At 65.0% G+C, this 10,875-nt stretch carries 8 protein-coding genes and 1 pseudogene; 3 read left to right on the top strand and 6 right to left on the bottom strand.

Annotation, left to right across the window (positions count from 1 at the left end; genetic code table 11):
- The 4 genes from EOC06_RS09305 to EOC06_RS09290 form a co-directional block, all read right to left on the bottom strand.
- Positions 1 to 467: 2-dehydro-3-deoxy-6-phosphogalactonate aldolase (locus EOC06_RS09305; RefSeq protein WP_245469425.1), on the bottom strand; the 467-nt coding region annotated here is incomplete at its 3' end.
- Positions 464 to 1,417 (bottom strand): 2-dehydro-3-deoxygalactonokinase, encoded by a 954-nt coding sequence (locus tag EOC06_RS09300; protein ID WP_128307579.1) that lies wholly within the window; start codon positions 1,415 to 1,417, stop codon positions 464 to 466. The genes EOC06_RS09300 and EOC06_RS09305, both read right to left, overlap by 4 nt.
- The gene (locus EOC06_RS09295) at positions 1,414 to 2,181 is read right to left on the bottom strand and encodes an SDR family NAD(P)-dependent oxidoreductase (protein ID WP_128307578.1); all 768 of its coding nucleotides are present in this window, start codon (positions 2,179 to 2,181) and stop codon (positions 1,414 to 1,416) included. Before EOC06_RS09295 ends, EOC06_RS09300 begins: the two co-directional genes overlap by 4 nt.
- A 268-nt stretch (positions 2,182 to 2,449) precedes the next feature.
- On the bottom strand, positions 2,450 to 3,799 hold the full coding sequence (locus EOC06_RS09290) for a bifunctional diguanylate cyclase/phosphodiesterase (RefSeq protein ID WP_127382164.1): 1,350 nt from the start codon (positions 3,797 to 3,799) through the stop codon (positions 2,450 to 2,452).
- A gap of 230 nt (positions 3,800 to 4,029) precedes the next feature.
- Between EOC06_RS09290 and gshB the strand changes: the two genes are divergently transcribed.
- The 3 genes from gshB to EOC06_RS09275 all read left to right on the top strand — a co-directional run bounded on the left by gshB (position 4,030) and on the right by EOC06_RS09275 (position 7,494).
- Positions 4,030 to 4,971, top strand: coding sequence for a glutathione synthase (gene gshB, locus EOC06_RS09285; protein ID WP_128307577.1), 942 nt, complete (start codon positions 4,030 to 4,032; stop codon positions 4,969 to 4,971).
- A gap of 182 nt (positions 4,972 to 5,153) precedes the next feature.
- Positions 5,154 to 6,686, top strand: a complete 1,533-nt coding sequence (locus tag EOC06_RS09280; protein WP_127408270.1) for a YifB family Mg chelatase-like AAA ATPase — start codon at positions 5,154 to 5,156, stop codon at positions 6,684 to 6,686.
- Positions 6,687 to 6,954: 268 nt separating this feature from the next.
- On the top strand, positions 6,955 to 7,494 hold the full coding sequence (locus tag EOC06_RS09275; protein WP_128307576.1) for a J domain-containing protein: 540 nt from the start codon (positions 6,955 to 6,957) through the stop codon (positions 7,492 to 7,494).
- A gap of 59 nt (positions 7,495 to 7,553) precedes the next feature.
- Here EOC06_RS09275 and EOC06_RS09270 read toward each other — a convergent pair whose 3' ends face one another.
- Both EOC06_RS09270 and EOC06_RS42045 read right to left on the bottom strand, forming a co-directional pair.
- A complete protein-coding gene (locus EOC06_RS09270) occupies positions 7,554 to 9,722 on the bottom strand; it encodes a malate synthase G (RefSeq protein ID WP_128307575.1) in 2,169 nt (722 codons plus the stop codon).
- Between the two features lie 98 nt (positions 9,723 to 9,820).
- Positions 9,821 to 10,875 (bottom strand): annotated as a pseudogene (locus tag EOC06_RS42045) (hydantoinase/oxoprolinase family protein); the annotation flags it as partial.

Below are 10,875 nucleotides of genomic sequence, written 5' to 3'. Positions count from 1 at the left end.
ACCAATGTCTGCGCCGGCAACACGGCGCGCATCGCGGAAATGCCGCCGGCACCCAGCACGCTCGCCGGGAAGAATTTCAGCGCCGAGGCGCCGAGCTTGATCGCCTGGAAGGCTTCGGTCGGCGTGAACACGCCGGGCATCGTCACCATGCCGTAGTGCATGGCGCGCGCCATCACCTCGGCATCGATGTTGGGACTGACCAGCAGCCGCCCTCCGGCCTGGTGCAAGCCATCGACATCGGCCGGCGTCAGCACCGTGCCGGCACCGACCAGCGCCGTTTTCGGCAGCACTTGGACGATGCGGGCGATCGACGAGAACGGTTGCGGTGAGTTCAGCGGCACTTCGATCGCCTCGATGCCGGCGTCGAACAGTGCCTTGCCCATGGCCATCGCCTCGGTGGGCTTGAGCCCGCGAAGGATGGCAACCAGGCCGCGCTTGAGTTTTGGAAACGGTGCGGTCTGGCTCATCGAGCTGCTCCAATTCTTGCGATCATGCCGTTCTCGCGCGCCGCCTCGACGAGACCTGCACGCACCGCCTCGTCCGCGTCGACGGCCCGGACCTCAAGTCCGGCAAGGCCGAGCGCCTCGCTGTACAGCGTTCCCAGCGCACCGGAGGCGACCAGCACCACGGGTTCCGCACCGGCGCCGTGCCGACGGCTGGCGGAGGCGATCTCGCCGCCGATCAGAAGGCCGGACAGGCAGGCTGCGGCATCGTCGGCTTTCAAATCCTGCAGCAGGCCGGCGGCGCGGATGGAAAACAGCCGCGAGGTGACATCGCCGCCATCGCTCAATGCGGTTTCGCACCAGCGGCGGAAGAACGGATTGTCCGATGTGACGGGCTTTGGATGTTCGCCGAGCGAATGGCGCAGGATCGAATGCGCGGCAAGCACCGAAAACAGCTCGCCGGTCGGCCAGGTGCCGAAGCCGGTGACAGTACCGTCCTCGACCAGCACCCATTTCGAATGGGTGCCGGGCATACAGACCAGCTGGCGTCCCTTGGCCGGCAAGCCAGCGCCGGCAAGCTGGGTTTCCTCGCCGCGCATGACGTCGGGCGCGTCAGTCAGTCGCTGGGCAAGGCCCGGAACGATGCGGATGTCGCGGCTCTGGCCGGGCACGCTGGCGGCACCCGCAAGGATGGCGCTAAGCGGCGCCGGCACGGTGACATAGGGTGCTTCCAGCCAGCCCTGGCGGGATCCGGCCATGCCGCAGATGATGACGGGCAGCGCCGCTGGTGCTCCCATCGCCGCCAGATGCCCTTCGAGGATGGTCGAAAAGCCCTTCTGCTGCGCCGTGATCAGGCCATCGTCGCCACGGCGTTCGGCAAGCACCTTGCCTTGCCCGTCTATCAGCCAGACCCGCATGCGGGTCGTGCCCCAGTCGACGGCGGCGACCGCCGGTGCATTGCCGGCTGGGCTCACAGGAAACCTCCATCGACGACCAGCATCTGCGCTGTCAGCATGCGCGAGGCGTCCGAGGCCAGGAACAGCACGGTGCCGACGATGTCGTCGGGCTGCATCACCTGCTTGATGCACTGCTTGGCGACATGGGCGGCAAGCCCCTGTTCGGTCACCCAGAGCTCCCTCTGCCGCTCGGTGATCACCCAGCCAGGCGCAATGGCGTTGACGCGGATGCCGTCGACACCGAGCTTGCCGGCCAATCCCTTGGTCAGACCGAGGATACCGGCCTTGGCGGCCGTGTAGGACGGCATGTCGGGGTGGTTGATCAGATAGGATGTCGAGGTGAAGTTGATGATCGAGCCGCCGCCCGCCCGCTTCATGCCCGGCGCCACCGCTGGCGCGGTGAAGAAATGCGGCCGCAGATTAATGGCCTGGTTGTTGTCCCAGAACTCGACCGTCACGTCCTCGACGGCGTGGCGTTCATCCCAGGCCGCATTGTTGACCAGCACGGTGACATCGCCATGCGCCTCGGCGGCCTTCGCGGCGGACGCCCGCAGGGCCTCGACGTCGCGTAGGTCGGTCTTGAGATAGAGCGGCCGCTTGCCGAACGCTTTCTCGATGCGGTCGGCAAGAGCCGTGCTTGGGCCGTCGGCGATGTCGATGAAGGCGACATTGGCGCCCTGGCGCACAAAGCCCTCGGTCAGTGCAGCACCTATTCCGGAGCCGCCGCCGGTGATCAGCACCGAGGCTCCTTCGAGGTCGGCAAAATGCGCCGATGGCATCATCGTTCCTGTCTCCCAGCGCATGACCCAGAAAATCGGATCGATTTTCGGAAAGGGATCATGCGCAAAATGTAAATTGCTACAGCGTCCTTTGCGCGTCCAAAAGGACGCGCGGCGCTGTAGCGTGATCGGCGCGCATCCTAGCCACGCAAGGCGCGCGGGCAAGGGCGAACCGCCGGATTTCTGGGCTTATGTCAGACAAAACGACAATGCGCCGCACCGGATGCGCAAAGCGGCACCGTCGGGATTATGGGCTACGGGGGATCGCCGGTCAGATCGCCTTGGCGCGCAGGGCGCCGCGGAAGGAATCGCGGAGATAGCCGAGCGTGGCGTCGGCGTCGACCGGCTTGCCGAACAGATAGCCTTGCCCGCCGGCACAGCCGAACTGGACCAGGCGATCGGCCTGCGCTTCCTGCTCGATGCCTTCGGCGACGACGTCCATGCCGAGCCCCTCGCACATTGCGAGAATGGCGCGGATGATGTGTTCCGAGGGACGGTCGTCGAGAATGGAGGAGACGAAGGCGCGATCGATCTTGAGCTTGTCGAAATGGAATTCGCGCAGACGGCCGAGCGAGGACTGGCCGGTGCCGAAATCGTCGAGCGAGACGCGGATGCCGACGCGGCGCAGATCCTCGACGATCTGCGCGGCAGAGGCTGGGTCGTTCATCAGGCCGGTCTCGGTGATCTCGATCTCCAGCCGCCGCGGATCGAACCCGGTGCGATCGAGGATCGCCAGTATGTGCAGGCCGGTGTTCTGGTCGACGAGCTGCGATGGCGACAGGTTGAAGGACAGGAACAGGTCCTTCGGCCAGCTTCTGGCGGCCTCGGTCGCCTTGCGCAGCACCAGCTGCGACAACGGGCCGATGATGCCACGCTCCTCGGCGATGGGAATGAAGACAGTCGGCGGCACCGAGCCCAGGTCGCGATCTGTCCAGCGCGCCAGCGTCTCGAAGCCGATGGTGCGGCGCGTGGCGAGATCGACGATGGGCTGGAAATGCGGCTCCACCTCGCCGGCCGAGACAGCCCGGCGCAGCGCCTGTTCGATGCGGGTGACGCGCTTGGCCGCCTCTTCCATCTCACGGGTGTAGACGACGACGCGGCCACGGCCGGAACGCTTGGCGTGATAGAGCGCCGTCTCGGCCTTGTTGATGAGGATTTCCGTGGTCTCGTCGCCCGAATAGAACAGCGAGCAGCCGACCGAGGCCGAAAGCCTGGCGGTGCGTTCGCCGACATCATAGGGCGCCGACAGGATCTCGATCAGCATGCGCGACTTTTCGGCCGCCGCCTCCTCGCTGAACACCAGGGGATAGAGAAAAGCGAATTCGTCGGCGCCGATGCGACAGACCGTGGAATGGCCGTCCATCGAGGCGCGCAGCCGCATCGCCACCTGGATCAGGATGTCGTCTCCGGCCTTGTGGCCGAACAGATCGTTGATCGGCTTGAAGCCGTCGAGGTCGAGAATGCCGACGGTAAAGGGCGCGGGATCGTCGGCACGGTCGGCGATCAGGCGATCGACCTTGTCGAAGAAGCGGCGATGGTTGCCAAGCCCGGTCAACGGATCTGTGAATGCCAGATCCGTGCTCTCCCTGTTTGCCTGACCGGTGCCAAACGAAGTTTGCATCGGTGTCCCTGTTTTGTGACGTCGGAATTTATTTTCAGACTGGCAGCAAACCCTTTAGGAAACGTATCGCGAAATCGATTTTCCAGGGGCAACCGCGACTGTTTCGAAGGATCGATGAAAGCAGCGCATTCGGGTGTCGGATGCCGATCCCAGGAATGTCGCGATTGGCAGACGGGCAGTGAGCCTGTACAGGCAAGACAGTCGTCCATCCTAGCCGCCGGAGACCCGCCATGAAGCTGAAAATCGCCGTCCAGATGGACCACATCTCCACCGTGTCGATCGCCGGCGACACCTCGTTCGCGCTGTCGCTGGAAGCGCAGCGGCGCGGCCATGAGCTGTTCCACTACACGCCGGATCGGCTCTCGTTGCGCGACGGCAAGGTGTTTGCCCGCATCGAGGAAATGCAGGTGCGCGACGAGAAGGGCAGCCACTATTCGCTGGGCGAGAAGGTGCGTACCGACCTGTCGGAGATGGATGTGGTCCTGCTGCGCCAGGATCCGCCCTTCGACATGAACTACATCACCACCACGCACATCCTGGAGCGCATCCATCCGAAAACGCTCGTGGTCAACGACCCGGCCTGGGTGCGCAACAGCCCGGAAAAGATCTTCGTCACCGAATTTGCCGACCTGATGCCGGACACGCTGATCACCAAGGATCCGCTCGAAGTTGCCGCCTTCCGCAAGGAGTTCGGCGACATCATCGTCAAGCCGCTCTACGGCAATGGCGGCGCCGGCATCTTCCATCTGCTCGAGGGCGACCGCAACCTTGCCTCGCTGCTGGAAATGTTCGGCCAGATGTTCCGCGAACCCTATATCGTGCAGCGCTATCTCAAGGACGTGCGCAAGGGCGACAAGCGCATCATCCTGATCGACGGCGAGCCGGTCGGCGCCATCAACCGGGTGCCGGCCGAACATGATTCCCGCTCCAACATGCATGTTGGCGGCCGCGCCGAAAAGACCGAACTGACGGAGCGCGAGCGCGAAATCTGCGCCCGCATCGGCCCATCGCTGAAGGAGCGCGGCTTCATCCTGGTCGGCATCGACGTGATCGGCGACTATATGACCGAGATCAACGTGACCTCGCCGACCGGCGTGCGCGAAGTCAAACGCTTCGGCGGCGCCGACATTGCAAGCCTGTTCTGGGACGCGGTCGAGGGAAAGCGCGCGTAAGCCGTTTTCATTTTGTCTTAACCATGTTCCGTTTTTGCAACCACGCTCGCTTCCACTGCAACCCCAGCGGTCATGCGTTCCCGTAATGTTCTTGATTTGACCGTTGAAGTGTGATTGTCTGCCCGAGGGGCCGTTCCTGGCCTGAACGCAGGGCTGGGGCCAGCCTGAATTGGGGTTGCACGATGGTGGCGCGGGTTCGCACGGTGGCTTTCCAGGGCATCGAGGCCGTGCCGGTCGACGTGCAGGTGATGATCGCGCCCGGCAAGGTCAACATGCACATCGTCGGCCTCGGCGACAAGGCGGTGGCCGAAAGCCGCGAGCGGGTGCAGGCCGCACTGCATGCTTCCGGCCTGTCGATGCCGTCGAAGAAGGTGACTGTCAATCTGGCGCCGGCCGACCTGCCGAAGGAAGGCAGTCATTACGACCTGCCGATCGCGCTTGGCCTGATGGCTGCCCTTGGCGCCATTCCGGGCGACATGCTGGCCGGCTATGTCGTGCTTGGAGAATTGTCGCTCGACGGCACGATTGCCGCGGTCGCCGGCGCCTTGCCGGCGGCTATCGCCGCCAATGCGGAAGGCAAGGGCCTGATCTGTCCGTTCGCCTGCGGACCGGAGGCGGCCTGGGCTGGAAAGGATTTCGACATTCTGGCGCCGCGCAGCCTGATCGCCATCGCCAACCATTTCCGCGGCACGCAGGTGCTGTCGCGCCCCGAGGCCGGCATCCATGCCGCCGCTCTGGATTTGCCTGACCTCGCCGACATCAAGGGCCAGGAGACCGCCAAGCGGGCGCTGGAAGTGGCCGCCGCCGGTGGGCATAATCTGCTCATGATCGGACCCCCGGGATCCGGCAAATCGATGCTGGCGCAGCGGCTGCCGTCGATCCTGCCGCCGCTGGCGCCGAAGGAGCTTCTGGAAGTCTCGATGATCGCCTCGGTGGCGGGAGAGCTCGGCGAAGGCAAATTGACCGACCGGCGGCCGTTCCGCGCACCGCACCACTCGGCCTCGATGGCGGCGATGGTCGGCGGCGGCATCCGCGCGCGGCCGGGCGAGGTGTCGCTGGCCCATCACGGCGTGCTGTTCCTCGACGAGTTTCCCGAGTTCACGCCGCAGACGCTCGATGCGCTACGCCAGCCGCTGGAAACCGGCGACTGCATGATCGCGCGCGCCAACCATCGCGTCACCTATCCGGCGCGCATCCAGCTGGTCGCGGCGATGAACCCATGCCGATGCGGCATGGCCGGCGAGCCGGGCTATCGCTGCCTGCGCGGCGAGCGCTGCCGCACCGACTACCAGGCGCGCATTTCGGGCCCGCTACTCGACCGCATCGATCTCAGGATCGAGGTGCCGGCGGTGTCGGCCAGCGACTTGATCCGGCCCGACCGGGCGGAGAAAAGTGCCGATGTGGCGCTGCGTGTGGCACGCGCCCGCACCATCCAGCGCGAGCGGTTCGAACGGCTCGGCGCTACCCGAGCCACCACCAACGCGCATTGCGCACCCTCGGTGATCGAGGAGATCGCCATGCCGGACGCCGCCGGCCTGTCGCTGCTCAAGGACGCCAGCGAAAAGCTCGCCTTTTCGGCGCGGGCCTATCATCGCGTGCTGAAGGTGGCGCGAACGCTCGCTGATCTCGACGCAAGCGAAACCGTCGGCCGAATCCATCTGGCCGAAGCGATCTCCTACCGCATGAGCTCGGAGCGGATGGCGCAGGCGGCGTAGGTCCGCCGACAAGCCGGCCTCGCCACATTGCATTCCGCGATCACGCCATAACCCGGCCTCCGCGAATCGATCATCTCCACGGTGGCGGACCTGATTGTCCGCTTGGCCGGCGTCCTCACCACCCAACGGCCCCCACCGACCGGACGCCGGCCATTTTCTTCCTCTTCCAGAAAGCGTGGATGTCATCGGCGTCGGACCAAGGTCTTGGCCTCCGCATTGACATTCCTTATTTAGACAATGCGAATATGGTGTGGCCGGGGAGCCCGCTATGTTCATTGACTACTACGAAGTTTTGGAAGTCAGCCCGAACGCCAATTCGGAAACGCTGGAGCGCATATTTCGCTATTTTGCGATGCGCTATCATCCAGACAATCGCGAAACCGGCGATGAAGCCCGTTTCAGTGAAATCGTGGAAGCCCACAATACGCTCAAGGATCCGGTCAAACGCGCACAATACGACATCGCGTACAGGGACCATGCCGGCCTTCGCCGTCAATTGACCGAGGAAGCCAGCAACACCAAAGGCATCGAGCGTGACGTCGTGATCCAGGCCAGGCTGCTGTCGCTGCTTTACGCGAAGCGCCGGCACGACGTCGGCAATCCCGGGATCGGAGATGTGGAGCTCGAACGCCTGTCAGACTGTCCGCGAGAGCATCTCGAGTTTCATCTCTGGTATCTGAAAGCGAAGGGCTGGATAGCAAGAGTGGAAAACGGGACGATCGCGATTACGGTGGAAGGCGTCGATCGGGTCAACTCCGAACACCGTCGCGATCCCACCATCCGGCTCCTGGACCATACAGCTCCCTGACGCCTCACCCCGGAGAAAGCAGGCCGAAAACCCGCCGCCCATACACGACACTGGCCTCTTCAGCTCTGCTGCGCCTTCAGTTCCAGCCGCCGCGCGTGCAGCACCGGCTCGGTGTAGCCATTGGGCTGGACGCGGCCCTTGAAGACCAGGTCACAAGCGGCCTGGAAGGCTATCGACTTGTCAAAGTCGGCCGCCATCGGCTGGTAGAGTGGGTCTCCCGCGTTCTGGCGGTCGACGATGTCAGCCATGCGCTTCATCGTCGCCATCACCTGGTGCTCGCTGCACACGCCGTGGTGCAGCCAGTTGGCGATGTGCTGTGAGGATATACGCAGCGTGGCGCGGTCTTCCATCAGGCCGACATCGTTGATGTCAGGCACTTTCGAGCAGCCGACGCCCTGGTCGATCCAGCGTACGACATAGCCAAGAATGCCCTGCGCGTTGTTGTCGAGTTCCTTCTGGATGTCCTCGGGCGACCAGTTCGGCCGCACGGCAACGGGCACCGACAGGATGTCGTCGAGCTTCGCCTTGGGCCGGTTCTTCAGCGTCGCCTGCACGGCGTGGACGTCGACCTTGTGATAGTGCGTGGCATGCAGCGTCGCCGCCGTTGGCGACGGCACCCAGGCAGTGTTGGCGCCGGCCTTGGGGTGGGCGATCTTCTGTTCCAGCATCGCCGCCATCAAATCCGGCATCGCCCACATGCCCTTGCCGATCTGGGCGTGGCCGGCCAAGCCGCATTCCAGCCCGATGTCGACATTCCACGCCTCGTAGGCGGAAATCCAGGCGGCCTGCTTCATGTCCCCCTTGCGGATCATCGGGCCGGCTTCCATCGAGGTATGAATCTCGTCGCCGGTGCGGTCGAGGAAGCCGGTGTTGATGAACACGACGCGCGCTTTTGCGGCGCGGATCGCCTCCTTGAGGTTGACGGTGGTGCGCCGCTCCTCATCCATAATGCCCATCTTGATGGTATTCCTGGCCATACCGAGCAGCGCTTCGACGCGGTCGAAGATCTCGACGGCGAAAGCGACTTCGTCGGGCCCATGCATCTTGGGTTTCACGACATACATCGAGCCCGCGCGGGAGTTGGCGCGGCGGCCGTTCGGCCCTACATCGTGCAGCGCGATCAGCGCCGTCATCGCCGCATCGAGGATGCCTTCCGGAACCTCGTTGCCGTCGCGATCCAGTATCGCCGGGTTGGTCATCAGGTGGCCGACATTCCTGACCAGCATCAGCGAGCGGCCGGGCACGGTCAGCGTGCCGCCGGCGGGCGCGGTGTAGGAGCGGTCAGGATTGAGCTTGCGGACAAAGCTCTTGCCGCCCTTGGTGATCTCTTCCGCCAAATCGCCCTTCATCAGGCCGAGCCAGTTGCGGTAGATGACGACCTTGTCTGGCGCATCCACCGCCGCGACCGAATCCTCGCAGTCCTGGATGGTGGTCAGCGCCGATTCCAGGATGACATCGGCGATGCCAGCCGGATCGGTGCGGCCGATCTGGTTGTTGCGGTCGATCGCGATCTCGATGTGCAGGCCGTTGCGCACCAGCAGCACCGCATCGGGATTGGCCGCGTCGCCACGGTAGCCGACGAATTGCTTCGGGTTGGCCAGCGTGGTCGAGCCTGCACCGGCGCTCAGCCGCAAGGCGCCTTGCGCCAGCGACAGACCGTTGACCCCGGCCCATTTCCCCGAGGTGAGCGGGGCAGCCTCGTCGAGAAAGGTCTTCGTCCAGGCGACGACCTTGGCGCCGCGCGCCGGATTGAAGGCTTTGCCCTTTTCGGCGCCATCCGTTTCGGGGATGGCATCGGTGCCGTAGAGCGCATCGTAGAGCGACCCCCAGCGCGCATTGGCGGCGTTGAGCGCATAGCGCGCATTCATCACCGGCACGACCAGCTGCGGTCCGGCAACATCAGCAATTTCGGGGTCGACATTGTCGGTCGATACGCTGAAGGCCGGGCCTTCGGGAACGAGATAGCCGATTTCTTTCAGGAAGCCCTTGTAGGCCTCCATGTCGACCGGCGCGCCATGCTCGCGATACCAGCCGTCTATCTGTTCCTGGATGGCGTCGCGCTTTGCCAGCAGCGCCCGGTTCTTCGGCGCCAAATCATGGATGATGGCCGAAAAACCGTTCCAGAAGGCGTCCGCTTCGACGCCCGTGCCCGGCAGCGCTTCCCTGGCCACGAACTCATGCAGCTCGCGGGCAATCCGCAATCCGGCGATCTCGATGCGGTCGGTCATCAGGCTACTCCAGATGAAAGGCTTTGCGGGCCTTTGGCATGTCAGGTTTGCCGGGTCAATTCAGCTTAGGGTGAAGGTGGCGTATTTCGCCGCCCCGCTCAAACCGCAATCCTTGGCCTTCCCGAGGCCACCGCCACCACATGCGCCTCGATGAACATGCGCTGGGCTTCGACGGTCGAGACCCGGAATTCGGTGGCGACGTCGATCTCGGCGCTGTCGGTGCCGGCCTCCATAGCGCGCTCCGCGACGATGGCGCGGACATCGGCCTCGGCCGCCGCGATAGCCGTCGCCTCGTCGAGGAAATCGCGCACGGTCTCGCCCGAGGCGAGACGAAACAGCCCTTCTATGGGCTGGCTGACCCGCGCCTCGGCCGAAACCCTGACCTGGCCGACGACGGCGCCAAGCGCGTTGGCGACATCGGTATCCCTGGGCACCACGCAGTCATTGCCGATCAGCGGCGGCAGCCCGGCATAATGCAGCGGCGCCGAGGCGCCGAGGCCGATGACCGGGCGGTCGAGCGCAACGCTCAGGCGGGCGATGCCGGGATGCGCGTCGACCGCGCGCTGCACCAGGGCGTGCGCCACCGTCGACGCCCCATCGAGCCCATCCTCGGCAAAGGCGGTCTCGAGGATGTATTCGGCCGACCAGCGGGTCAGCGTCACCAGCACCCGCTCCGAGATCGCTTCCGGCGAGGCGGCGATGTACTGGCCACGGCCGTCACGCTTGCGGGCGAACAATTCGGCGCCGAGGCGCGCGGCGATGGGATCCCAGTTCGCCTGCTTGCCCAGCACATGGGCGGCGTCCGACGGGGTGAAGCCGGCGACATGCACCAGCCCGCGCGACACCAGCCGGTTCAGCGTCGCGTTCTGCGCGTTGGAACTCAAAAGCCTGTCGACGGCGAGCGGCACGGCACCGATCAGCTCGTAGAGCCTGGCTTCGGCGCCGGTCAGGCCGGCGGCGAGCCGGTCCGGCACGCCGGTGCGCACCGCGAAGCGGCCGTCCATGCGGCCGGGATTGGGCGCCCGCAGCTGGCGTTCGAGTTCGGAGGTGACAGCTATACCGTGCGCCATGCCGGCCAGCGCCAACGGCACCAGGCGGCGCGGCCCGAGCAGGATCTTCGGGTTGAGCGCGCCATCTTCCAGCGCCACTTCGG

Source organism: Mesorhizobium sp. M7A.F.Ca.MR.362.00.0.0 (assembly GCF_004023175.1).
Lineage (GTDB): Bacteria > Pseudomonadota > Alphaproteobacteria > Rhizobiales > Rhizobiaceae > Mesorhizobium.
The sequence above is the reverse complement of the archived record's forward strand: the minus strand, read 5'-3'. Positions and strand labels throughout refer to the sequence as shown.

What these genes read in the sequence shown, in the direction of transcription:
- EOC06_RS09295 (WP_128307578.1), bottom strand. Translation starts at nt 2,181, where the DNA reads ATGATGCCATCGGCGCATTTTGCCGACCTCGAAGGAGCCTCGGTGCTG.
- EOC06_RS09290 (WP_127382164.1), bottom strand. Translation starts at nt 3,799, where the DNA reads ATGCAAACTTCGTTTGGCACCGGTCAGGCAAACAGGGAGAGCACGGAT.
- gshB (WP_128307577.1), top strand. Translation starts at nt 4,030, where the DNA reads ATGAAGCTGAAAATCGCCGTCCAGATGGACCACATCTCCACCGTGTCG.
- EOC06_RS09280 (WP_127408270.1), top strand. Translation starts at nt 5,154, where the DNA reads ATGGTGGCGCGGGTTCGCACGGTGGCTTTCCAGGGCATCGAGGCCGTG.
- EOC06_RS09275 (WP_128307576.1), top strand. Translation starts at nt 6,955, where the DNA reads ATGTTCATTGACTACTACGAAGTTTTGGAAGTCAGCCCGAACGCCAAT.
- EOC06_RS09270 (WP_128307575.1), bottom strand. Translation starts at nt 9,722, where the DNA reads ATGACCGACCGCATCGAGATCGCCGGATTGCGGATTGCCCGCGAGCTG.